The sequence below is a fragment of the Flavobacterium sp. PL11 genome, assembly GCF_035985025.1.
Taxonomy (GTDB): Bacteria; Bacteroidota; Bacteroidia; order Flavobacteriales; family Flavobacteriaceae; genus Flavobacterium.
On record NZ_JAXCIA010000007.1, the window covers coordinates 78,978 to 104,377 of the forward strand.

General features: G+C 32.0%; 24 protein-coding genes, 1 tRNA gene and 1 pseudogene. 19 read left to right on the forward strand and 7 right to left on the reverse strand.

The window, feature by feature from the left end; translation table 11 throughout:
• Positions 1-26 precede the first annotated feature (26 nt).
• Positions 27-572 (reverse strand): hypothetical protein, encoded by a 546-nt coding sequence (locus RCH18_RS05635; RefSeq protein WP_326935779.1) that lies wholly within the window; start codon positions 570-572, stop codon positions 27-29.
• Positions 573-664: 92 nt separating this feature from the next.
• Between RCH18_RS05635 and RCH18_RS05640 the strand changes: the two genes are divergently transcribed.
• The 15 genes and pseudogenes from RCH18_RS05640 (at position 665) to RCH18_RS05710 (ending at position 14,676) form a co-directional block, all read left to right on the forward strand.
• Entirely contained in the window at positions 665-910 is a 246-nt protein-coding gene (locus RCH18_RS05640) for a hypothetical protein (protein WP_326935780.1), read from the forward strand.
• 161 nt (positions 911-1,071) lie between these two features.
• A complete protein-coding gene (locus RCH18_RS05645) occupies positions 1,072-1,512 on the forward strand; it encodes a KTSC domain-containing protein (RefSeq protein ID WP_326935781.1) in 441 nt (146 codons plus the stop codon).
• 333 nt (positions 1,513-1,845) lie between these two features.
• Positions 1,846-2,607 (forward strand): DUF4369 domain-containing protein, encoded by a 762-nt coding sequence (locus tag RCH18_RS05650; protein ID WP_326935782.1) that lies wholly within the window; start codon positions 1,846-1,848, stop codon positions 2,605-2,607.
• Positions 2,608-2,625: 18 nt separating this feature from the next.
• Positions 2,626-3,012, forward strand: a pseudogene (locus tag RCH18_RS05655) (TlpA family protein disulfide reductase); the annotation flags it as partial.
• A 174-nt stretch (positions 3,013-3,186) separates the two neighbouring features.
• Positions 3,187-3,267 (forward strand) — tRNA-Tyr (locus RCH18_RS05660).
• Positions 3,268-3,426: 159 nt separating this feature from the next.
• Positions 3,427-4,767, forward strand: a complete 1,341-nt coding sequence (locus tag RCH18_RS05665) for a sigma-54-dependent transcriptional regulator (RefSeq protein WP_326935783.1) — start codon at positions 3,427-3,429, stop codon at positions 4,765-4,767.
• A 160-nt stretch (positions 4,768-4,927) separates the two neighbouring features.
• Positions 4,928-5,209 carry a DUF7674 family protein gene (locus RCH18_RS05670; protein WP_121926322.1) on the forward strand — a complete coding sequence of 94 codons (282 nt, stop codon included), beginning with the start codon at positions 4,928-4,930 and terminating at the stop codon, positions 5,207-5,209.
• Between the two features lie 141 nt (positions 5,210-5,350).
• A complete protein-coding gene (locus tag RCH18_RS05675; protein ID WP_326935784.1) occupies positions 5,351-5,710 on the forward strand; it encodes a DUF7674 family protein in 360 nt (119 codons plus the stop codon).
• A gap of 6 nt (positions 5,711-5,716) precedes the next feature.
• Positions 5,717-5,794: a potassium-transporting ATPase subunit F gene (locus tag RCH18_RS05680; RefSeq protein ID WP_326935825.1), complete on the forward strand. Its 78-nt coding sequence runs from the start codon at positions 5,717-5,719 to the stop codon at positions 5,792-5,794.
• A gap of 34 nt (positions 5,795-5,828) precedes the next feature.
• The gene (gene kdpA, locus RCH18_RS05685) at positions 5,829-7,517 is read left to right on the forward strand and encodes a potassium-transporting ATPase subunit KdpA (protein WP_326935785.1); all 1,689 of its coding nucleotides are present in this window, start codon (positions 5,829-5,831) and stop codon (positions 7,515-7,517) included.
• Between the two features lie 12 nt (positions 7,518-7,529).
• Positions 7,530-9,539 carry a potassium-transporting ATPase subunit KdpB gene (kdpB, locus tag RCH18_RS05690; protein ID WP_326935786.1) on the forward strand — a complete coding sequence of 670 codons (2,010 nt, stop codon included), beginning with the start codon at positions 7,530-7,532 and terminating at the stop codon, positions 9,537-9,539.
• A 403-nt stretch (positions 9,540-9,942) separates the two neighbouring features.
• A complete protein-coding gene (locus RCH18_RS05695; protein ID WP_326935787.1) occupies positions 9,943-10,503 on the forward strand; it encodes a K(+)-transporting ATPase subunit C in 561 nt (186 codons plus the stop codon).
• Between the two features lie 69 nt (positions 10,504-10,572).
• Entirely contained in the window at positions 10,573-11,658 is a 1,086-nt protein-coding gene (locus tag RCH18_RS05700) for a porin (protein ID WP_326935788.1), read from the forward strand.
• A 146-nt stretch (positions 11,659-11,804) separates the two neighbouring features.
• Positions 11,805-12,932: a sensor protein KdpD gene (locus RCH18_RS05705; RefSeq protein WP_326935789.1), complete on the forward strand. Its 1,128-nt coding sequence runs from the start codon at positions 11,805-11,807 to the stop codon at positions 12,930-12,932.
• Positions 12,933-12,948: 16 nt separating this feature from the next.
• A complete protein-coding gene (locus RCH18_RS05710; RefSeq protein WP_326935790.1) occupies positions 12,949-14,676 on the forward strand; it encodes a sensor histidine kinase in 1,728 nt (575 codons plus the stop codon).
• Positions 14,677-14,957: 281 nt separating this feature from the next.
• Here the strand turns inward: RCH18_RS05710 and RCH18_RS05715 are convergent, their stop codons facing one another.
• Positions 14,958-16,001, reverse strand: a complete 1,044-nt coding sequence (locus RCH18_RS05715) for an NAD(P)-dependent alcohol dehydrogenase (protein ID WP_326935791.1) — start codon at positions 15,999-16,001, stop codon at positions 14,958-14,960.
• 570 nt (positions 16,002-16,571) lie between these two features.
• Between RCH18_RS05715 and RCH18_RS05720 the strand changes: the two genes are divergently transcribed.
• Positions 16,572-17,006, forward strand: coding sequence for a DUF6526 family protein (locus RCH18_RS05720; protein WP_326935792.1), 435 nt, complete (start codon positions 16,572-16,574; stop codon positions 17,004-17,006).
• A gap of 80 nt (positions 17,007-17,086) precedes the next feature.
• Positions 17,087-17,656: a pentapeptide repeat-containing protein gene (locus RCH18_RS05725; protein ID WP_326935793.1), complete on the forward strand. Its 570-nt coding sequence runs from the start codon at positions 17,087-17,089 to the stop codon at positions 17,654-17,656.
• On the opposite strand, the gene RCH18_RS05730 is transcribed toward RCH18_RS05725, so the two are convergent.
• From RCH18_RS05730 to glyA, 5 genes are all read right to left on the reverse strand, one after another.
• Positions 17,653-18,333, reverse strand: coding sequence for an ABC transporter ATP-binding protein (locus RCH18_RS05730; protein ID WP_326935794.1), 681 nt, complete (start codon positions 18,331-18,333; stop codon positions 17,653-17,655). The genes RCH18_RS05725 and RCH18_RS05730 overlap by 4 nt on opposite strands.
• A 2-nt stretch (positions 18,334-18,335) precedes the next feature.
• A complete protein-coding gene (locus RCH18_RS05735; protein WP_326935795.1) occupies positions 18,336-19,592 on the reverse strand; it encodes an ABC transporter permease in 1,257 nt (418 codons plus the stop codon).
• Complete coding sequence (locus RCH18_RS05740; RefSeq protein WP_326935796.1) at positions 19,592-20,680, reverse strand: efflux RND transporter periplasmic adaptor subunit; 1,089 nt, start codon at positions 20,678-20,680, stop codon at positions 19,592-19,594. Before RCH18_RS05740 ends, RCH18_RS05735 begins: the two co-directional genes overlap by 1 nt.
• Before the next feature lie 155 nt (positions 20,681-20,835).
• The gene (locus tag RCH18_RS05745; protein WP_326935797.1) at positions 20,836-21,429 is read right to left on the reverse strand and encodes a tRNA-(ms[2]io[6]A)-hydroxylase; all 594 of its coding nucleotides are present in this window, start codon (positions 21,427-21,429) and stop codon (positions 20,836-20,838) included.
• Between the two features lie 116 nt (positions 21,430-21,545).
• A complete protein-coding gene (gene glyA / locus RCH18_RS05750; protein ID WP_326935798.1) occupies positions 21,546-22,820 on the reverse strand; it encodes a serine hydroxymethyltransferase in 1,275 nt (424 codons plus the stop codon).
• Positions 22,821-22,928: 108 nt separating this feature from the next.
• Here glyA and fahA point away from each other — a divergent pair, with 108 nt between their 5' ends.
• Together fahA and RCH18_RS05760 are read left to right on the forward strand one after the other, a co-directional pair.
• Complete coding sequence (gene fahA, locus RCH18_RS05755) at positions 22,929-24,212, forward strand: fumarylacetoacetase (protein ID WP_326935799.1); 1,284 nt, start codon at positions 22,929-22,931, stop codon at positions 24,210-24,212.
• Positions 24,213-24,959: 747 nt separating this feature from the next.
• On the forward strand, positions 24,960-25,394 hold the full coding sequence (locus RCH18_RS05760; protein WP_326935800.1) for a GNAT family N-acetyltransferase: 435 nt from the start codon (positions 24,960-24,962) through the stop codon (positions 25,392-25,394).
• Positions 25,395-25,400: the final 6 nt, after the last annotated feature.

A 25,400-nucleotide genomic window follows, 5' to 3' on the forward strand; every position in this document is an offset into this window, starting at 1 on the left:
AAGATTAATCTAGGCTTGTCAAAAATTTATAAATAATTTCTTTTTATTTCCTCTAACGTTTTATCAGTATAAATCATATCTGTTATAATTTTTTCCCTTAAAAAAGCAATATCATAATTCTTAAAATATTGAGCCCAAGAAGTTAAATTAAATAAATTTCGAATTTGTTTGATCCGTTTAGTAGTTTCAAAACTAGTTCTTAATATCGCTATACTATCATAATTAGGATTGCATTTATGTTGATAGTTAATAGTGTTTTTTGTAAAATCAGCTTCCAAATAATAAAGTTTCTCCAAGGCATTATCTTGATAGAAGTTTTCCCATAATGCAAAACCTAATTTATATTTAGATTCAGACTCTAGTTCTAAAGGCTGTAAGCGCCATTTACTATTGGCGAGTCGTCCCCAATGATTTGAGAGACGATACATTCCTAGTTTAGTGTAATAATATTTACTCCCCGCTTTACTATCGTATTGTATTGCCAATCCCTCAATATCTTTTTTGTCGACTTCATAAAATATACAAAAAGTATTTTTAAATGAATTTGGATTGGGTTTAAAGTTTTTTTCCATGGTGCAAATATAATGACAAAGGGTAAATGGTAGCAACCGAAACAATATTTGATTAGCTTTGCAGTCAAAAAACAGATATAAATATATAAATTATGACTAAAGCATCTGAAGAAAGAATGTTACAAAAAGGGGTTTACACTGGAATTATGGAAAAAGATGAAAATAACAACTTTTTTTGCGGTGAATACCTATTAGATTATAAAATGGCAACTAAATATGCTGTTGGTGAATGGATTACCATAAAATCAATCATTGAGAATCCAAGTGATATTAGCTACAATAAATATCCAAAAAAATCAAAAAATTTCGACAAAGCAAATAACAAACCACAACAATAAAAAATTATTAGTAGCTTAAATTAAAGTAATTAGTCATTTTTATAAAATTTTATTAACCATAAACTTTTAAAATAAAAAAAAGTGTACCTTTGCAAAAAATTTGTCGCTTATAAAATCAAGTATATTGATCTTATAGAAAAGGACAAGTAGTTACTTTATTTATGAAAAAAATAGTTGAATACCGTAAATTGCTTAATGTAGATAAAACTGCAGAACTTAAAGATTTGAAAACAATTTATCGCAATGCGATGAAAGAAGCACATCCTGATAAATTTCAAGGTGATGAAAATGGATTAAAAGAAGCAGAAGAAAATAGTAAAAAAATTATTGAAGCGTACCACTTTTTGGTAAGTATCAATCCTGAAACGATAAAAGCAAATTTACCAGAATATACAGAAACAATAGCTACATCTACAATAACTGATTACAAGTTTGTTGAAGGTAGATTGATAATTAATTTTTCAAATGGTAGTGTTTATGAATATATTAGTGTTCCTAAAGCCACTTATGTAAAAATGGTTAATGCTGATTCTCCTGGAAGATTCGCTAAACGCCACATATTAAATTCTTTTACATGGAGAAAAACAATTAATCAAGACTAATAATTTTGAATCAAAAAAATATAAAAGCATCCTTATTTAGGATGCTTTTTTTGTGTTTAAAATCAAAATTTACAGATAAAAGTAAATTTAATGTCTATTCTAATCTAAGTACTGAGTTTTATAACAATACAAAAAAAACACAAAATACTGATTTTCAAAATATTATCAATAAATGTTAATTTTTATTACTAAATAATTACAATGCTTTATAATAAATATTACAAATAATGGTCGGAAAGTTAAAAAATATAACAAAATTTTAAGCTCTAAAAAGAATTGAAATTTGATAATTTTAAATACTTTTGCATTCTTAAATCAAATAACTAATTAATAATGAAAAAAATAATTTTATTACTTTCGGCAGCTGTAGTTCTAATCTCTTGTAACAAAGTTGGCAAAGATGAATACCTAATTTCAGGAACTGCTACAGGAATTGAAAATGGTAAAACAATCATCTTAGAAACTCAAGATGAAAACGGTATGGGTTTGCTTGCTAAAGATACTGTAAAAGTTGAAAATGGTAAATTTTCAATGAAAGGAAATATTACTGAGCCTGCATTTTATACGATTCAACTTGAAGGTGCACAAGCTAAAGTACCTTTTATTCTTGAAAATGGCGAAGTTACTATAGCTATCGACAAAGATAGTATTCAAAAATCTAAAGTTTCAGGAACTTATAACAATGATGAGTACGTAAGTTTCAATGAGGAAATCACTAAAGTTCAGAAAAAACTAATGGATTTTCAAAATAAGAATATGAACGCAATGAATACTGCTCAGCAAACTAAAGATACAGTTGCTATCAATGGTTTGATGAAAGAATTTAATAAGTTGCAAGAAGAAGTAGGTGTAGCTTCAAAAGCTAAATACGTTTCTTATGCTGAGACACATCCAAAATCGTTTATTTCAGCTTTGATTATTCAAGGTATGTTAAATGATCCAACTGCTGATGTTGCAAAATCTGAAAAATTGTATAACGGTTTAGAAGAATCGTTGAAAAATACAAAACCAGGTAAAGCGATCAAAGCTAAACTTGCTGAAATGAAAGCACCTGCAGGTGTTGGAGCTACTGCCCCAACAACTGACGGTAAATGAAGAGCAGATTTTTCAGCTCCTAATCCTGATGGAAAAATAATTTCGTTAAAGGAAAGTTTAGGAAAAGTAACAATTGTAGATTTTTGGGCTTCATGGTGTGGTCCATGTCGTCAAGAAAATCCAAATGTTGTTGCTATTTACAACGAATTTCACAGCAAAGGACTTAACATTATTGGAGTATCTTTAGATAAAGATAAAGCAAAATGGAAAGAAGCTATAGCAAAAGATAAATTGACTTGGAATCAAGTTTCAAATCTAAAATTTTGGGATGAACCTATTGCAGCACAATATAAAGTAGAATCTATTCCCGCAACATTTATTCTTGATGCATCAGGAAATGTAGTTGCAAAAGATTTAAGAGGTGACGCTTTACGAGCTAAAATCATTGAACTTTTAGCAAAATAAATACTAGTTCTTCTAATAATTCAAAATCTCCCTCGTGGAGATTTTTTTTATTTTATTCAATACCAATACGTTAAAAATAATACTGAAATTAAGTATAAAATTAGTTTGCAGAAACAAAAACAGTTTCTATATTTGCACCGCTAACAACGGTTAACTGTTGTACTCAAAGGCTTAGGGGAGATACTCAAGCGGCCAACGAGGGCAGACTGTAAATCTGCTGTGTAAACTTCGCAGGTTCGAATCCTGCTCTCCCCACGAAAACGCTACAAGTAATTGTAGCGTTTTTTTTTGCAATAAATTTATAGTGTTGCTCTACTCTGTTTTCACTATTTGATCATAAATTTTATATAATTTAGAAAGCGTATCACATCAAAAATTAATTTCTAATTTTACAAAAATTAAACTACAGCCTAATTGAGAAATATTTTAATAATTGATGACGAAGAAAAACTAAGAGGTCTTTTAGCGCGAATCATAAAATCAGAGGGTTTTATGGTAATTGAAGCCGTAGACTTAAAATCGGGTTTTAAAAAGCTAGAGCAAAATGATATCGATGTTGTTCTTTGTGACGTCAAACTTCCTGATGGCAACGGCGTAGATTTTCTGGAAAAAATTAAAACTAATTTTCCTTTAATAGAAGTTATTTTATTAACAGCTTATGGCAAAATCTCTGATGGTGTCCAGGCGATGAAAAATGGAGCTTTCGACTATATCGTAAAAGGAGATGATAATGATAAAATTATTCCACTTTTACATAAAGCATTAGAAAAGGTCTCCTTTCAGCAAAAAATTAAACAGCTTGAAAAACGGATTTCTAATAAATATTCTTTTGATTCGGTTATAGGAAAATCTAAAGGTTTAGAGCAGGTAATCGAATTGGCTAAAAAAGTGGCTAAAACGGATTCTACTGTGCTTTTAAGTGGGGAAACTGGAACAGGTAAAGAAGTTTTTGCGCAAGCAATTCACGAAAATAGCAACAGAGCGGGCAAATCATTCGTGGCATTAAACTGTAGCACTTTTAGTAAAGAAATCCTAGAAAGCGAATTATTCGGTCACAAGCAAGGAGCTTTTACAGGCGCTGTAAAAGACAAAAAAGGGTTTATAGAAGAAGCTAATGGTGGAACATTGTTTTTAGATGAAATAGGCGAAATGCCCATTGATTTGCAGTCTAAATTACTGCGTGTGCTAGAAACTAGTGAATATATTCCCGTTGGCGATTCTACACCTAAAAAATCAAATTTTCGTCTGATTGCTGCCACTAACAGGAATTTAAAAATAGAAAGTGAGGAACATCGCTTTCGCCAAGACTTATATTTTAGATTAAATATTTTTGAAATTATAATTCCGCCTTTACGCGAAAGACTAAAAGACATTGAACCCTTAACTCAGTACTTTGTTAATTTATTTGCAGAAAAAATGAGTAGGAATAAAATACAAATTAGTCCCGATTTTTTACAAAAATTAGAAACTTATAATTGGCCAGGAAATGTTCGTGAACTGAGAAATATAATAGAACGCTCTATAATTTTATGCAATGATGATTTTTTGACGATGGATTTACTTCCTTTTGAAATTCAGCAACAAATCCCAAAGAGCAATAAAAGTTTATCGGCATTCTCCATGCAAAGTGTAGAAAAGTTACACATCCAAAAACTGTTAAATTATACTAAGGGTAATAAAGCTGAAGCAGCTCGTTTACTCGAAATTGGTATTGCAACCTTATATCGAAAATTAGAAGAATACAACATTCAATAAAAGCCTATCATTTCAATAAAAGCCTATCATTTTGATAGGCTTTTTTTATGTCTTTTTTTTAGTAAAATTTACAAGTACAACGCTAACAGCGCCTTACATGATTTAATATTTATTGGAACGTATTTTGGCATAAGGGAAGAGAACATAAAAATTCATACTAATGAAAAATCAAGTAACTACCATTTACAAACAAGCAGAACGGTTGGCGGAAATTACCAAGACATTTATTATTTCTGGAAATATCATTCGTGCAAAAAAATGTTTACAAATTGCTGACGAATTATTATTAAACGGCAGTAACGAAACTAAAAATGCGATTTCAAATGTCTATGTTTTTTCGGTTTCCACTTTTATGGAACTGCGTCACTGTAGCATTTCCAACCTTTTTCCTCAAAATTTAAAATTAGAATACAACAAACAAATCAATGCTCTAGGAGTTTGAGGCAGATCATTTTAAAAGTGACACTCTGAATTTCATTAATCTAAATTTATTTACTATGCTAACTATTATCCTCGTTGCACTCGGTTTATTCTGCTTTTGGTTGCTCTATCTCTCTATTAATTATTTTGACAACATTTAACAATGAAAACAAAAATTTACGAGGCTATCCAGCAATGGATACCTGATTGTAAAAACTGGAGCGATTTTCCCTCAACAAATGATGAAACCGTTGATCAATATGCGCTTTTAAAACGTGTCGCTAGATATTGTATGGAAAACATGGATTCAGCCAATGAAGAAGAATCTGAGGCGGCAAGAGAAGTTATAAGAGTAATAAATATGCTATATGAAGGCGGTAATCATTATATGAGAAACGCAATAGAAAATGAATTTTTTACTGAGTTAAGCACTCAGGAAAATCCAGCAAGCTTAAAGAAACATTTGGGTTTTCTCTCCAAGGAATCAAAACAAGGTTATCTACGAACCATTTTAGAAAATTAAAAAATTATGACAGCATTATTTATAGTAGCAATAGCCGTTTTTATTTACATCTGTTATGTGCTTATAAAACCAGAAAAATTTTGACGATGAAAGATTATTTAACCTTTAATAATAAAAAATGAATACAGAAATATTAGGAATTGTAGCAATGTTTTTGCTCACCTTGGCTCTCGCTATTCCATTAGGAAAATATATTTCCAAGGTTTACGGACTAGAAAAGACGTGGCTTGATTTTATATTTAATCCGCTTGAAAAAATGTTTTTTAAGTTAAGCGGTGTCGATCCAGATGAAGAAATGGATTGGAAACAACACTTAAAAGCTCTATTGACCATAAACTTAATTTGGTTTGTTTTGGGAATGATTATCCTAATGACACAAGGAAATTTACCCCTGAATCCTGATAGGAATCCAAGTATGTCCGCCGATTTAGCTTTTAATACGGTGATTTCTTTTGTTGTGAATTGCAACTTGCAGCACTATTCAGGTGAGTCTGGATTAAGTTATCTAGGTCAATATTGGTTAATGTTCTTACAGTTTGTAAGTGCAGGAACTGGAATGGCTGCTGCAGTAGTCGTATTCAGAGCTTTTAGAGATAAATCCAGTACCACTCTAGGAAATTTCTATATGTACTTTATGAAATCTTGTACGCGTATTTTACTCCCTATTTCATTTATAGTTGCGCTTATCTTGGCTTTCCAAGGAACGCCTATGACATTTGAAGGAAAAGATAGCATTACTACTTTACAAAATGATACACAAGAGGTTTCTCGTGGACCAGCAGCAGCATTTATAGCAATAAAACATGTGGGAACTAATGGAGGTGGATTTTTTGGTACTAATTCCGCCCATCCTTTTGAGAATCCTACTTACTTGTCTAATATGGTCGAAATGATTGCTCAAATGTTGATTCCGTTTGCAATGATTTTTGCCTTTGGATATTTTATAAAAAGAAAGAAATTCTCTTGGATGATTTTTGGAGTAATGACAATTGGATTTTTGGCTTTGGCCATTCCAAATGTAATAGGAGAAATGCATGGAAATCCTGCTATTGAAAAAATGGGAATTGATACTTCTCTTGGTGCTGTGGAAGGAAAAGAAGCACGAATTGGCGCAGCGGCATCAGGATATTGGAGCATTGCTACCACAGTTATTTCAACAGGATCCGTGAATTCTATGCATGATAGTAGTATGCCTCTGTCAGGTATGAATGAGCTAATTGCCATGATGATTAATTGTTTTTATGGTGGTGTGGGTGTTGGAATTTTAAACTTTTTTGTCTTTATCATTTTGGCAGTTTTTATTAGTGGTCTCATGGTAGGCAGAACTCCAGAATTTTTTGGGAAAAAAGTGGAAGCTAGAGAAATGAAAATAGCTATGATTATAGCTTTAGTCCACCCCATTTTAATATTAGTTGGCACTGCATTAACCGCTGCGATGCCTGAGTATGGCACTGCAACACTGAATAATCCTGGATTTCATGGTCTAAGTGAAATGCTTTACGAATTTACCTCAGCCTCAGCAAATAACGGTAGTGGATTTGAAGGTTTAGGAGATAATACGGTTTGGTGGAACGTTTCTACAGGAATCATTCTGATTTTAGCTCGATTTTTACCCATTATTGGACCTGTAGCGATTGCTGGTTTATTGGCACAGAAAAAATACATCCCACAAGGCGATGGAACTTTAAGAACCGATACAGGAACTTTTGGATTAGTAACCTTAACAGTAATAGTGATCATTGCCGCTTTAGCCTTTTTCCCGGTGTTAGCGTTAGGACCGATAGCTGAATATTTTACCATTTACTAAAAAAAATATAAAATGAATAAAGATCAATCCTTATTTCAAAAAGATATTGTGCAACAAGCATTAGTAAACTCTTTTGTGAAATTGAATCCGAAACTTATGTTTCGAAATCCTGTGATGTTTACGGTAGAAATCGGAACATTTGTGATGCTTATTGTTTCTATTTGGACATTGACAGGCGAAACGTCGCAAGGTAGTTTTGGATATAATTTCGTTGTATTCATAGTTTTGTTATTAACGTTATTGTTTGCAAATTTTGCCGAAGCCATCGCTGAAGCAAGAGGAAAAGCACAGGCCGACAGTTTGCGAAAAACCAGAGAAGAAACTCCTGCAACGTTAAAAAGTGGCGAGAAAACATCTTCCTCTCAACTTAAAAAAGGCGATTTATTTGTATGTGAAGCTGGCGATATTATTCCAACCGATGGAGAAATCGTAGAAGGTTTGGCCACCATTGATGAAAGTGCCATTACAGGCGAATCCGCTCCCGTAATTAGAGAATCAGGTGGAGATAAAAGTTCGGTTACTGGTGGTACAAAAGTGCTTTCTGATCGAATTGTAGTCGAAGTAACTAACGAACCTGGCGAAAGTTTCCTAGATAAAATGATTGCTTTGGTAGAAGGGGCTTCACGTCAAAAAACACCTAATGAAATCGCTTTAACCATTTTACTTGCTGGGTTCACATTAGTGTTCATCATTGTTTGTGTGACTTTAAAACCATTGGCCGATTATTCAAATGTTAATATTACAATCGCTTCTTTTATCGCCCTTTTTGTTTGCTTGATTCCAACGACGATTGGCGGACTTTTATCAGCAATTGGAATCGCTGGAATGGACCGAGCGTTAAGAGCGAATGTAATAACCAAAAGTGGTAGAGCGGTAGAAACTGCTGGAGATATTGATGTATTGCTATTAGATAAAACGGGAACAATTACCATTGGTAATCGAAAAGCAACTCACTTCTACCCTGCTCCCGGAATTTTAGAAGTACAATTAGTAAAAGTGGCGTTTTTAAGTTCTATTTCTGATGAAACGCCAGAAGGAAAATCGATTGTTGAACTATCAAAAATAGATCCTTTATCTTTTCAAACGAGCAATGCACAATTTATCAAGTTTACTGCTGAAACAAGAAGTTCAGGAATCAATTTTGAAAATACTAGAATTAGAAAAGGAGCTACAGATGCGATTAAAAACATGGTTACAAATGCTGGGAATCCTTTTCCAACAGAACTTTTAGATCAAGTTAAAGTCATTGCTGAAAATGGAGGAACGCCTTTAGTAGTTTCTGAAAATGAAATCGCTCTTGGAGTAATCGAATTACAAGATATCATTAAAACAGGGATGTTCGAACGATTTGAACGCCTACGAAAAATGGGAATTAAAACCGTAATGGTTACGGGAGATAATCCTTTGACTGCTAAATTCATAGCTGAAAAAGCTGGGGTTGATGACTTTATTGCTGAAGCGAAACCTGAAGATAAGATGAATTATATCAAGCAAGAGCAAATGGCGGGTAGACTTGTTGCTATGATGGGAGATGGAACAAATGATGCTCCTGCCCTTGCCCAAGCAGATGTAGGTGTAGCCATGAATAGCGGAACACAAGCGGCAAAAGAAGCAGGAAATATGGTCGATTTAGACAATGATCCAACTAAGTTAATTGAGATAGTTGAAATTGGTAAACAGTTATTAATGACTCGCGGAACCTTGACAACTTTTAGTATTGCCAATGATGTTGCTAAGTACTTTGCTATTATTCCTGCTTTATTTATCACTGCAATTCCTGCGCTTCAAGGCTTGAATATAATGAATTTATATAGTCCTCAAAGCGCGATACTTTCAGCAGTAATCTTTAACGCGATTATTATTCCGTTCTTGATTCCATTGGCTTTAAAAGGCGTGAGTTATAAACCAATTGGCGCCAGTGCTTTGTTAAGAAGAAACCTTTTGCTTTTTGGTGTTGGTGGAATCATTGTTCCTTTCATTGGGATCAAATTGATTGATATTGTAGTTGCATTGTTTATGTAGAGGAGGGAAAAGAGTAAAGAGTAAAGAGTAAAGATTAAAGAGAAAAGAAGAAAGAGAAAAGAATAAAGAGAAAAGATTAAAGAGAAAAGATTAAAGAGAAAAGAAGAAAGAGAAAAGAAGAAAGAGAAAAGAAGAAAGAGAAAAGAAGAAAGAGAAAAGAAGAAAGAGAAAAGAAGAAAGAAAAAAGATTAAAGAGAAAAGAAGAAAGAAAAAAGATTAAAGAGAAAAGAAGAAAGAGAGAAGAAGAAAGAAAAAAGAAAAAAGATTAAAGAGAAAAGAACAAAGATTATAGAGCATAGAGATTTTTATGAAGAAATTTGATACAATTTAATAACAAACAAATTCCAAACTTGGCTCCTCTCTTTATTGATAGGAGTTAAAGTACGGCGAAAAATTAGAAATTATGAAAGATAATTTAATAAAAGGAATCAGAATGACCGTGGTGTTACTTGTGCTTTTCACAGTAGTTTATCCACTATTCGTTTGGGCAATTGCACAATTAGCTCCAAACAACGGAAAAGGCGAAGTGGTATTATACAATCAAAATAAAGGATACGCTAACATAGGACAAAGCTTTACAGCCGATAAATACTTTTGGGGTCGTCCATCAGCTGTAGACTATAATGCTGCAGGTTCAGGGGCAAGTAATAAAGGAGCTTCTAATGAAGAGTATTTAGCTGTGGTACAAGGTCGAATTGATACTTTTTTGCTTAAAAACCCAACGATAAAAAAGGCAGATCTTCCAGTTGATTTGGTAACTGCAAGCGGTAGCGGATTAGATCCAAATATTTCAGTTGCAAGTGCTAAAGTTCAAGTGGCTCGTATTCAAAAAGCGAGAAATATAAGCTACGAAAAATTAATTGTCTTAATTGATGCGAACACTGAAGATCCCTTATTTGGTGTTTTTGGACCACAAAAAGTTAATGTTCTAAAATTAAACATCGCTCTAGACCAACTAAAATAAACCTGTTAACAGAGCTAGGGAGGTCTTGTCATACTTCCCTTTTTTAAAAATTACTTTAACGTATATAAGATGAATACAAAAATTAGTTTAGCTGCGATGACCTTATGTTTTTCAGCTATTGCGTTTTCCCAAGAAGAAAAATCTACAAATCCATTAACCATAAGTGGTTATGCTGAAACCTATTTTCAATACGATGCTAATAATCCCGACAATAATTCACGTCCAGGATTCATTTACAGCCATAATCGCAATAATGAGGTTAGTTTGAACCTTGGATTTGTAAAAGCGAATTACGAAACTGAAAACGTACGAGCTAATTTAGCTATCGCTGCCGGTTCTTATATGAATGCTAATTATGCAGTAGAACCTGGAGTTTTAAAAAACATTTACGAAGCCAATGTAAGTTTTAAAGTGGCTAAGAATCATAATTTATGGCTAACGGCGGGAATAATGCCATCACATATAGGTTATGAAAGTGCTGTAGGAGCAGATTGCTTTACATTGACAAGAAGTATAATGGCAGAGAATTCTCCTTATTTTGAAGCTGGAGCCAAAATTACCTACATTTCACCAAGTGGACAATGGGAATTAACTGGATTGTATCTTAACGGATGGCAAAGAATTCAAAAAGTTGATGGAAATACAACGCCAAGTTTTGGTCATCAAATTGTATATAGACCATCTTCTAATTTTTCAATAAATAGTAGTTCTTTTTTAGGGAATGATAAAGCTGATAACGTACGTCAAAAACGTTATTTCCATGATTTATATTTTGATTACGATATAACAACTAAAGTGAAAGTATTAGCAGGATTTGATATAGGTTGGGAACAAGATGCACCTCAAAGCGACGACTATAATAAATGGTACGGTACATCTATAATGGCGCAATTGATGGCGACTGATAAATTAAATTTTGCCGTTAGAGGCGAATATTATCAAGATAAAAAAGGTGTGATTATTTCTTCAGGAAACCCTAATGGTTTTGAAACGTATGGCTTTTCATTAAATGCAGATTATAAAATCACATCAAACTTAATGTGGAGAACTGAAATTAAAAATTATAGTAGTAAAGATGATATTTTTGCAAAAAATACAGCTGAAGTATCAAATAATAGTTTTTCAATAGTTACTGCTTTGGCTATCAAATTTTAAATTAAAAATTTTGCTGCGAAGGCTCAAAGACTCAAAGCTTTCTTTAGATTAAGTAATGAAAAGAGTATTTTTATTGGAGTATTTTAAATTTTGTTACAAAACTCTTGGTGACTTTGTGCCTTAACGGCAAAAATAATTTAACCTAAATGGACAACGAAAAAGAAAATAATGTCAAACACTTTCTAGATTTAATTCAGAAATCTCGTAGAGGCAAGTTTAAAATCTATATTGGAATGAGCGCTGGTGTGGGTAAAACCTACCGCATGCTGCAAGAGGCTCATACTTTATTGAAAAATGGCATTGATGTTAAAATAGGCTATATTGAAACGCATAATCGAAAAGAAACTCATGAATTATTAGACGGTTTACCTGTTATACCGCGTCGTTCTATTTTTTATAAGGGGAAACAGCTGGAAGAAATGGATGTCCAAGCTATCATAAATTTACGTCCCGAAGTGGTGATTGTCGATGAATTAGCACATACCAATGTAGAAGGAAGCAAAAATGAAAAGCGCTGGCAAGATGTTTTAGAAATTCTGGAATCTGGGATTAATGTAATTTCGGCAGTAAATATTCAACATATTGAAAGCTTAAATCAAGATGTAAAAAGAATTACTAATATTGATGTGCAAGAGAGAATTCCAGATCATGTGCTAAGAATGGCGGATGAAGTGGTAAACATTGATTTAACTTCAGAGGATTTGATTGCTCGATTAAAGGAGGGCAAAATTTACACAGCGGATAAAATTCCGACGGCATTAAATAATTTCTTCAAATCAGATCAGATTTTGCAATTACGTGAATTGGCGCTGAAGGAAGTAGTCAATCAAGTTGGTCGAAAAGTAGAAAATGAAGTTCCAAAAAATCTGGCGCTTAAACCTCAAAAAATAGTAGCTTGCATTAGTAGTAATGATAAAATGGCTAAAATTGTGATTCGGAAAACGGCTCGACTGGCAAGTTATTACAATTGTAAATGGTATGTTTTGTATGTAGAAACTCCAAAAGAAAGTTCCAATAAAATAGCCTTAGATAAGCAGCGTCATTTAATCAATAATTTCAAGCTAGCGTCACAGTTAAATGCTGAGGTTATTAAAACTGAAAATAGTAGTATTACTAATGCGATATTAGAAGTTGTAGAACAGAAAAACATTACAACAGTTTGCATTGGAAAACCACATTTGAATTTATTTAAAGTAATTTTATCCACGACTATCTTTAATAAATTACTTAATAATCTATCGTCATCAAATATTGACTTAGTCATTTTATCATAACAATAAATCTAGCATCATGAAAATAAAAACCAAATTAAATCTGGGAGTTGGATTATTATTCTTAATGATCATCGTTCTTTCTCTTGTTAGTGCATATTCAGTTTTTTTGATAAAAATAGATACTCAAAATATCTTAAAAGCGAATTATAACACTTTGGAATATTCTCGTAATATGTTGTTAGCGCTAGAAAAAAGTAATGTGGATAAAAAAATAGATATTGCTTTTTTTGAAAAAAATCTTAAAAGTCAGTTGACAAATGCAACTGAAATTGGTGAAAAAAATGCTAATATTAATTTAGAAAAAAAGTTCAACAAGCTTAAGAATGATTTTGATAATGATACCATCAAAAATCAAATTCGGCAAGATATTTTTGAGATTATGAAGTTGAATATGAATGCTATCAAATTAAAAAGTAATGTGGCAACGCACACTGCCGAAACCGCAAACTTATGGATTGCCATAACTGGTACTTTATGTTTTTTGATTGCATTTAATTTATTAGTCAATTTACCCAATAATATCGCTAATCCTATTAAGGAATTAACTAATAGTATCAAGGAAATAGCTAATAAAAACTATTCACAACGCGTGCATTTTTTAAATCATAATGAATTTGGAGATTTAGCAAAATCATTCAATTCTATGGCAGAAAAATTACAAGAATACAGTAATAGTAACTTGCACAAATTGTCATTTGAAAAACGAAGATTAGAAACTTTAATTAATAATATGCACGATCCCATTATAGGATTAGATGATAAAGGAAGTATATTATTTGTAAACAATGAAGCTTTAAAAATTATAGGATTAAAATTAGAAGAAGTTGTAGGCCACTTAGCAACAACACTTGCGCTAAAGAACGATTTAATGAAATCATTGATTGTAAGTACTTTTCAAGATGATAAGAAAAAGGTGGAACCCATGAAAATATTTGCAGACAATATCGAAAGTTATTTCGAAAAAGAAATTGTAAATATTACTGTTAAACCAACAGGCGAAGACCACTCAATTGACATAGGCGATGTAATTATATTAAGAAATATTACTGTTTTTAAAGAGCTTGATTTTGCTAAAACAAATTTTATTGCTACCGTTTCTCATGAGTTAAAAACGCCTATTTCCTCCATAAAAATGAGTTTGCAACTACTTGAAAAAGAAGTTACGGGCATAATGAATGAGGATCAAAAGCAATTAATTACAAGTATTAAAGAAGATAGTGAACGCTTGCTAAAAATTACAGGAGAACTGCTGGACTTATCCCAAGTTGAAACTGGAAAATTGCATCTGACTATAGACAATACTAGTCCTTATGAAATCATAGATTATTCGGTTGATGCTGTAAAAGTAAAAGCGGAACAAAAAGGAATCCAGATAATTATTGATGCTGATAAAAATTTGCCGTTAGTAAAAGCTGATAGCGACAAAACCTCTTGGGTTTTGATTAACTTTTTAACGAATGCCATCACCTACTCCTCTGAAAATAGTAAAATTAGTGTCAAAGTAAGAAAAGAAAATAGCACTATCGTTTTCGAAGTTATTGATAAAGGAAAAGGGATTGATAGCCATTATAAAAACAAAGTTTTTGATAAATATTTCCAAATTCCAGGAAGTCATAAATTAGGAACAGGACTTGGCTTAGCCATTAGTAAGGAATTTATAGAAGCACAAAATGGTGTAATTGGAGTGAAAAGTGAACTCGGTTTAGGAAGCACTTTTAGCATACAATTAAATGCCGTCACTTAGATAGTAATTCAAACTATTAAGCTTAAATCACAAAAGTAAAGAAAGCTTGGTAAAAACTGTATTCTAAATCATTAAACAAAACTTTATAAAAAAATCTTTAAATAACACAATTTCAATAATTTGCGAAAATTTGTGTAATTTGTGGTTAAAAGTAATGGTTCTTAAATCAAGAAAAGCTCAAAAAAAAATATAATGTAATACTAAAATCTAAGGCCACATAAAATGAAAAACGCTGCAGTAACTCGCAGCGTTTTCTATATCAATTTATCTAAAATCAGATTTTACAACGTTGCCATATCAATTACAAAACGATAGCGGACATCCCCTTTAATCATTCGATCATAAGCTTCATGAACGTTTTTGATATCAATCATTTCAATATCAGAAACGATGTCGTGTTCTGCGCAATAGTCAAGCATTTCCTGAGTTTCTGGCAATCCACCAATTAGTGATCCCGCTAAACTTTTTCTTCCTCCTATCAAGCTAAAAGCATGAATTTCATAAGGTGTTGGTGGCACTCCTACGCAAATATGAACTCCGTTTACACCTAAGAGAGATAGGTATAAATTTAAATCATGTGGTGCAGAAACGGTATCCAAAATAAAGTCAAAATAACCCGATACGCTTTTAAATTGTTCTGCATCTTTAGTTACAACAAACTTATGAGCACCTAATTTTTTAGCATCTGCCTCTTTTTCAGGTGAAGTACTTAGTACTGTCACTTCCGCTCCAAAGGACACTCCAAATTTTACTGCCATGTGGCCCAAACCACCTAAGCCCAAAACAGCTAATTTATGTCCTTTTCCAACTTTCCAGTGTCTCAATGGAGAATAGGTAGTTATACCAGCACAAAGCAATGGAGCAACAGCGGCTAAATCTAATTTGTCAGAAATGTGAAGTACAAAGTCTTCATGTACTACAATCGTATTCGAATAGCCACCATAAGTTGGTGTTTTACCATCTTGCCCTAAAGCATTATAAGTTCCCGTACTTCCATTAGAACAAAATTGCTCTAAGCCTTCTTTGCAATTTTCACATGTTCTACATGAATCCACTAAACAACCTGTTCCAGCAAGATCTCCAACTTTAAACTTTTTGACATGACTTCCTACTTTAACAACCTTTCCAACAATTTCATGACCAGGAACCATTGGAAAAATAGATCCACCCCATTCGTCTTTTATTTGGTGTAAATCACTATGGCAAACACCACAAAATTGAATATCAAATTGCACATCGTGTGGTCCCACTTCCCTTCGGTCAAAACTCCATGGAGCTAAATCTGTTTTTGCATCTTGAACTGCATATCCTTTCGTTTGTATCATGATTTTAATTTTTATTAAAAATAAGGAATTATTAAATTTTAGTTGTACTCTCAACTCACAATATTTCTATAATTTATTTTCTAGTATAATGCAAAATTTATATAAAACCAATTAATCATCAAATTTTGAAAAAATTTTTTGTTTACTTTTTATTATAATTACTTTTAAATTATTGCGCATAGCGTCGAATAGCAATAAAAAAATTCCAATAGAGTGCGCATTTATTTTTCACACGATAATTACCTCTATAAATATGATAAGATAAAATTTGAACAGACTACAATAAATTTTCTTAACCTTATTAGCTAATGCAAAAAAGAAAGCCATTATTTAAATGTTTAAATTTTCCGAACACCATATTATTAAATCATCCAATAGTATTATTCAAAAATTTAATAAAATTTCTTAAGCTCCTTATTTATAAGTACACTTTTCAATGTTCTTCAATTTCTTATATGGTATTAAAAAAAAAGATACCCATTCGTATAAAAATACATTATTAGAAATTTATTGACTTTCACCTTATTTCTATTTAATTCTTTTTTAATTATCTTTAGAAAAATTAAAAATATGAAAACGCAATCTTATAAGAATCACATCCGCTTTTATCCACCGCATCATTTTGTCTATTATCCAGTTGTAATGGCTTTTATTTCTATCAGTATTTATTTTGCTTTTACCACAGAGGATACTTTATTATGGAGTTTTATCAGCGCTATTTTTGTTGTACTTTTTTGTCTTGCCTTTATGCTCCGCCAACATTATGCCTTAACATTGCAAAACCGCCTTGTTCGCTTAGAATTACGCTATCGTTATCTAGCTACAACGGGACAAAGATTTGAGGAAATCGAAGATAAATTTGATGACTCTCAACTTTTTGCTTTACGATTTGCGCCTGATGAAGAACTTGCTGCTTTAGCTGATATAGCTTTAAAAGATAATCTCACAGGTGATACAATCAAAAAAGCAATTGTTAACTGGAAAGGTGATTATGAGAGAGTTTAATATTTAAAAATAATGCATACAATAGCTGTCAAGAATTTGTTTCTTTGTGGCTACTATTAAACCTAAATTTAAAATATTAAATGCCAGAATATTTTTTAGATATTGAATACAAAAATATCACTTATACAGAAGAAGAAGTCAATTTTAAGGAATTTGAATGTTGTACTTTTTCCAATTGTAATTTCTCACAATGCGTTTTTGTAGCAGTTACTTTTATTGATTGCACGTTTAATAACTGTATTTTTAGCGAAGCTAGAATTAATTATGTAGCCTTTAGAACCGTAATTTTTAATCATTGCGAAATCAAAGATGTCAATTTTGCAATGTGTGATAAATTTATCTTTGAAATTGCTTTCAATGATTGTGTTTTGGATTTCTCCAAATTTTACACGCTGAAAATAAAAAGAACCTCTTTCAAAAATTGCAGTTTGATCGCAGTCGATTTTATGAGCACAGACTTAACCGAAGTGGTTTTTGACAATTGTGATTTGTACCGTAGCGAATTTGCAAAAGCGATAGCTAATAAAGCTAATTTTCAAACGAGTTACAATTACACTATCGATCCCACCAAAACCAAAATTAAGAAAGCAGTTTTTTCTTTAGAAGGAGTTAAAGGATTACTTTATAAACATGATATTATTGTAAATTAAGAAATTATTTTACCATCTTCCATCGTGATAATTCTATTAGTTCGTTCAGCAAAATCAGTGTCATGTGTTACCACTAACAAAGTTTGATTTTCTTCTTGAGTCAATTTATTAAAAATATCAAACACCAAGTCGCTATTTTTCTTGTCTAAATTTCCTGTAGGTTCATCGCCCATTATTAACACAGGATCATTAATTAATGCTCGTGCAATAGCAACCCGCTGTTTCTGTCCACCGCTCAATTGGTTGGTCATTTTAAGGGCTTGGTCGCCCATATCTAATGTTTTTAAGTGTTCCATAGCTCGATGCTCTAATTCTTCATTAGAATATTTACCTAATTTCATTCCAGGAAGCATTACGTTTTTTAATGCAGAATATTCTGCTAGCAAGTAATGAAATTGAAAAACAAAACCTATTTTTTCATTGCGGATTATCGCCAGTTCTTTATCGGTTTTCCCCGTTACAAGTTGGTTATCAATCAAAATTTTACCTTCGTAATCCGTATCCATAGTAGAAAGCAAATACAACAATGTTGATTTTCCACAACCTGATTTACCGACTACGGAAACAAATTCGCCATGATTTATTTTCAAGTCAATTTCTTTTAATACCTGAAATTTCACAGGATCATAAAAATATTTGCTTATGCCAATTGTCTCTAAAATTGCGTTATTTTCCATATTTATTTCCCTCTAATAATGGATACTGGATCTACTTTACTCGCTTTTAATGCTGGAAAAAGCCCGGCAATGATTGTTGTAAATAAAGCAAACACAATTCCTATCATGTAATAAATAGGGTTATAATCTATTGGATAGGTAGTTATAGTAGGCAATGAAGCTGTTTTGAACGGAATTAAATCTATGACGGAGGAGAAAATATAACCAAATACTAAACCTAAAATTCCTCCAGCAAGTCCGATAATTACTGATAGCGATAAAAAAATCCATTTTACGTCATTTCCTGAAAAACCCGTCGCTTTTAATATTGCAATACTATCCATTTTTTCATAAATCATCATGTTTAAAATATTGTAAATTCCAAAACCTGCTACGGTCAAAAGCACTACTCCTACTGCATAGGATATTATACTTCGCACTGAACTTCCTGTTTCAAACTGAGAATTAGCAGTTTTAAAATCAATCGCATCAACATCAAATTTATCTTTAAACTCTTTTGAAACAGCGAGAGCCGACTCAATATCATACAAATTAACCTGAATATCAGTGATGTAATTTGTGGGTTCACCCAATATTTTTTGAGCTGTGTTTAATGAAGTATAGCTCATTGTATTATCAATTTCTGAAATACCAATTTCTGAAATACCAACTATTTTAAGTGAAGCTAAATTCCCTTTAGCCGTAGTGATTTTGATAATATCACCAATTGTAAGCAACATTTTATCTGATAAGCCTTTTCCAATAATAATACTATTGTTCTGCAGCAAGTCGGCTACTTTTCCCTCTATAATATTGTCGCTAATTTTAAATAATTTATCTTCGGATAAAACATCGATTCCGTTAATAATCCCAGATATTTCGATAGTTCCCGTATTAAAAAAGACAGGTAACGTAACTTTTGGAGCCACATCTATCACACGAAAATCTTTTTTCAAAACAGCAATAATTGTTTTGCTGTTGTAAATGGATAAACCGATGTCTTTTGGTTTAATGGAACCTACAAAATTAGTTTTATCCTTAAATTCCTTGGATAAAAATATAGGTTGATTTTCTGATGGTTTTATTTCATTATAGAGTAAAACATGTGGAGTTCTGTTCATCATTAAACCATCCAGCAAATCATTTAAACCATTCATAAAACCTACTAAAGCGATAAACATAGCAATACTAAACGTTACTCCAACTGCCGCAACTATAGTTTGTTTTAGACGAGCGCGTAGCAAGTGAAATGCAATATTTAAAATTAGCTTCGTATTCATTATTTAGGTTTATAAATCATTTCCTCCGATTTTAATCCACTTAAAATTTCTACTTTTTCATAGTCGCTCAAACCCGTTTTTACAGCTCTCTTTTCCTCTTCATTTACCAAAACATAGGCACCGTTGATTAAATACGATTTTGGAATCGTGACTGTATTTTTTTTAATTTGAATAATAATATTAGCTTCGGCGGTAAGATTTGGATATAATTTTTGTGGTGGATTTATAAAATGAGCTTCGATTTTAAAAGTTCGTGAGCGCTCATCCATAATGGGATAAATTTTTTCAACAGTGGCATCAAAAACTTGTCCTTTATAACTGTCCATTGTTACAAGCACTCTTTGACCCAGTTTAACGCGAACCATATCGTTTTCGTCCACCTCTAATTCTAGTAAAAAAGAATTGGATTGACCAATGATTGCTAAAGGAAATTGTGGAGTGATCAATGTCCCTTCTTTAACTAAAATATCGAATAATTGTCCAGAAAAAGCACTTTTGATAATAAAATCGCTTTGGGATTTTTGATTTAATCTGAGATTATTAGCATTTCTGCTTTGATCATTTTTCAACTGCGTTTTTAGTTGCGCCAATTGTTTCTGAGCTGATTCATAATTAATTTTTGAACTTTTATAACTTAGTTCTACTTTTTCAAAATCAATTTGAGAAATACCGCCTTGTTTAATTACATTTTGATTTCGATTGAAAATAGATTCATCTAAGGCTAACTTATCTTTAGCTGATTGAACTTTCAGTATCATTTCAGCGATTTTATCTTGGATGTATCTGCTGCTTTCTAAACTTATTTGATATGCCAATCGAGCATTTTCAGTATTGATTTCTGCTTTATCACTTTCTAATTCAAAAAGAGTTTGACCTTTATTTATAGATTGACCAACGATAACATTTACTTTTTGTAGCGTTCCGTTCACAGTAGCGTAAACGGTATATTGACCTTCAGCTTTTATAACTCCCGATGCATAAACGCTTTCTGTAACATCGCCTATTGTGGGTTTTATTTTTTCCGTTTCCTTTTTGGAACAAGAAAATAAAAGCAACAAAACCAGTAATGAAAGTATTTTCGAACTCATTGTACTTCTTATTTAACTGTAGTGATTCAAACTAATTGAACTCTAAATATACAAAAATAAGCATTGAGAATCTGGTTTAATACTTATATAATTCCTTCAAATAAACGGAAGAATTAAGTTACAGCATTATCTTTTTATAAAAAATTTAAAACTAATTATCCGTGAATCGTTTCGCTTTTCCCATAATTTGCTATTATAGAAGCTTCAAATTCAATCCATTCTCGCCATCTTTTTTCGACGTCAATTCCTGTTCCGTATTTTCTAGCGTAAGTAATGAAGGTAGTATAATGTCCAGCTTCACTTTCCATCAATTCTCTATAGAAAACGGATAATTCTTCATCTTGAATGTTTTCAGAAAGTACTTTAAATCGTTCACAACTTCTAGCTTCAATCATAGCTGAGAAAAGTAAACGTTCCACTAAACTAGAAACTCGGCTGCCGTTACCACTTTTTTTCATGTATAAATACAATTCGTTTACGTAATCGTCTTTGCGCTCGCGTCCCAACTTTAGTCCACGTTTGATAATGATATTATGCACTTGCTCAAAATGATCTATTTCTTCTTTGGCTAAAGCCAATAAATCCTGCACTAAATCTTGGTGCTCTGAGTTATTAGTTATAATTGTAATGGCATTTGTAGCTGCTTTTTGTTCGCACCAAGCGTGATCCGTTAGTATTTCTTCAATATTTTTTTCTACAATATTTACCCATCTAGGATCCGTTGGCAATTTTAATCTAAGTACAGACATTGAAAATTTGTTTAAAGTTTCAGGTTAATGTAAAAATAAAAAAGTTTAAAGTTTAAAATTGCGTCATACATTACTGCAAAACACCACTTTAAACCTTAAACTTTAAAAAAAGTTATTTAATATACGAAAATAGCTCTTTCGCTCATCATTTCGTTTACTTCATTAGCAACCGCCTCGATAACGTCTTCATTTGTATGATCTACTAAAACCCTGTCAATTAAATCAACAATAGTTTCCATATCTGATTCTATAAGACCACGAGTGGTAATTGCAGCAGTTCCAACACGAATTCCTGAAGTGACAAATGGAGATTTGTCATCAAATGGAACCATATTTTTATTTACTGTGATTTCTGCTTTTACTAATGCATTTTCAGCATCTTTTCCAGAGATATTTTTGTTTCTCAAATCAATCAACATCATGTGATTATCCGTTCCTCCAGAAATAATTTCGTATCCTCTTTTTACAAAAGCATCAGCCATTGCTTTTGCATTTTTCTGCAATTGCAAAGCATAAATAAAGAATTCATCTTGTAATGCTTCACCAAAAGCCACAGCTTTAGCAGCAATAATATGCATTAATGGACCACCTTGATTTCCAGGAAAAACGGCTAAATCCAATAAAGAAGACATCATTCTTATTTCTCCTTTTGGAGTTGTTGCACCAAATGGGTTTGGAAAATCTTTGCCCATCATGATTAAACCACCACGAGGACCACGCAATGTTTTGTGCGTTGTAGTAGTAACAATATGACAATGAGGTAGTGGATCATTCATCAAACCTTTGGCGATAAGCCCGGAAGGATGAGAGATATCGGCTAATAAAATAGCACCTACACTATCAGCAATCACTCTAAAACGTTCAAAATCCATATCGCGAGAATAAGCCGAAGCTCCTGCAATAATTAATTTTGGTTGTTCTCTAGTGGCTATTTCTTGAATTTTATCGTAGTTCAATAGTCCAGTTTCCTTATCAACACCATAGAAAGAAGGCGTGTACAAACGTCCCGAAAAGTTTACTGGAGAACCGTGAGTCAGGTGACCACCATGAGATAAATCAAAACCTAAAATTTTATCACCAGGTTTAATACAAGCATGGTAAACTGCTGTATTAGCTTGGGATCCCGAGTGTGGTTGCACATTAGCATATTCAGCACCAAATAATTCTTTGGCTCTGTCTATAGCAATTTGCTCCACAACATCAACTACTTCACAACCTCCGTAATATCTTTTGCCAGGGTATCCTTCAGCATATTTGTTAGTTAAAACGGAACCTGCAGCTTCCATTACTTCGTCGCTTACAAAGTTTTCTGAAGCGATAAGTTCTAATCCGTGAATTTGTCTTTCTTGTTCTTCTAGAATAAGGTCAAAAATTTGTTTGTCGCGTTGCATTTTTTTGATTTTCGTTAATTTGATGCAAAAATACGAAAAAACGTTTGGTTAATAGTTAGATTATAATATATTTGATGAGTAATTTTTTAACAAAATAATTAACAAAATATGCCAATATTAGCTAACGATATAAATAGGAAATCATGGATAGACGTTCCTGCTGATAGCGATTTTCCTATTCAAAATATACCTTTTGGAGTTTTTCTTACCAGAGAAAATGTGGTTACTGTAGGAACTAGAATCGGCGATTTCGCTATAGATTTAGGTGCTTTACAACAATTAAATTATTTTGAAGGTATAGAATTGACTGACGATATGTTTATGCAAGACACATTGAATGATTTTATTTCAGATGGTCAAAAAACATGGCGATTAGTTCGCAATCGCATTGCAGACATTTTTGATCTAGAAAACCCAAAGCTGCAAGAAAATGAAAAAGATAAAGAAATTATCATTTTCAAAATGGATGAAGTAGAAATGCAACTACCTGTTCTTATAGGTGATTACACTGATTTTTATTCTAGTAAAGAACATGCAACGAATGTTGGAACCATGTTTCGCGATCCAGACAATGCATTATTACCAAACTGGTTACATATTCCAGTAGGCTATCACGGACGAAGTTCTACCATCGTTCCATCTGGAATTCCAGTTCATAGACCTATGGGTCAAACCTTGCCGGCTGGTGAAACAACACCTGTTTTTGGTCCTTCGCGCTTAGTTGATTTTGAATTAGAAACTGCCTTTATCACTACGGATGTGAACATTATGGGTGAAAATTTGTTACTAGCGGAAGCGGAAGAATATATTTTTGGAATGGTTTTACTAAATGATTGGAGCGCACGCGACATTCAAAAATGGGAATATGTGCCATTAGGTCCGTTTTTAGCTAAGAGTTTTGCATCGTCAATATCTCCTTGGATTGTGACTATGGATGCTTTAGAACCTTTTAAAACTAAAGGACCAAAACAAGAACCGACACCTTTGCCTTATTTGCAACAAAAAGGAAAACACTCTTTTGATATTCATTTAGAAGTGGCAATTAAACCAGAAAAGGCCGAACTAACAGTTGTTACACGTTCAAATTTTAAATATATGTATTGGACTATGAGTCAGCAATTAGCGCATCATACCTCTAATGGTTGTCGTGTGAATTCTGGTGATATGATGGGTTCGGGAACTATTTCAGGTCCTACAGCAGATAGTTATGGTTCAATGTTAGAACTAACTTGGGGAGGTAAAAACCCAATTAAATTGAGTGATGGAACAGAACGTAAATTTATAAATGATAATGATACAGTGATCATGAAAGGATATTCTCAAAACGAAAATGTACGAATAGGTTTTGGCGAAGTGTCTAGCAAATTATTACCAACATTTGTTAGAAAATAAATTTAATACATAAACTCTGAACTCCGATAATCGATGTTATCGGAGTTTTTTTATTTAGTAATGACTCACTTTATTTTAAATTAAGGTTTTTAGAAAAAAAAAATTTCCTCCCAGTAAAGCATCTTGAAATCTTTTCATTTTCTCCAAAATTAATTAGCAAAAATATTACTAGATACTAAAAATTTAAAAACTTCAACCTGCTTTATTACTTTTATCTAGAAACTTATAACGCCAAATAATCATCTTAAATTGGTTTTAAAATTTCAAATTGAATATATTTAAACTGTCTAAACCTGATAAAAGCCAAAAAAGTAAAATCTAATTGGTTAATAATTTAGTTTCTAAAAAAAATTGCACTGATTTTATATAAATTACTGTATACCAAACTTTTAATTAACTAAATAATTGCGTTTATTACAAATTAAATGTTCAAAAATTTATCTTAAAATCATAAAATAGAGCTTTCGAATGGATTTTTGTTCATTTATAAGCTATCTTTGCTAAATCGCATTTTAGATTCAAAATTATTTTGCTTTTAGTTTTTAAAGCCTGAATCTTATTAAGGAATTTCTTTTACGAAAATAAAATTTAAACAGAAATCCTTATCTTTTAATTGTAGTTTACTGTATCGTTTATATTCATTTCCTAAAATTTTTATTAAGAACTATTGTAAGCTATTGAATAATAAATACAATCAAGAAGAATAAGGAATGCCTGTAATAATTTATAATAATTAACAACTACAAAATGGATTTTAAACAAATAAATGATAGCACAGGAGAAGACAAAACATATACTAGTGAAGCTATAGCGTTATTTCTATACGCTCATTTAGAGCAATACGGCGATACTATTGCCGACATTACAAAATGTATGAATTATGTAATGAATCCTTTAAAAGGAGGAAATATTATTTTGGGAATCGATGAACAAAAAATTGTAGGCGTTGTGATATTAAATAATACCGGGATGAAAGATTTTATTCCTGAAAATATTTTAGTGTATATAGCTGTGGATAGCAGTCATCGCGGAAAAGGATATGGAAAGAAATTGATGGAAAAAGCTATTTCAATCGCTGAGGGAAATATTGCGCTGCATGTAGAGCCTGATAATCCTGCAAAAAAATTATATGAAAAATTAGGTTTTACGAACAAGTATTTAGAAATGCGTCTCATAAAATAGACATAC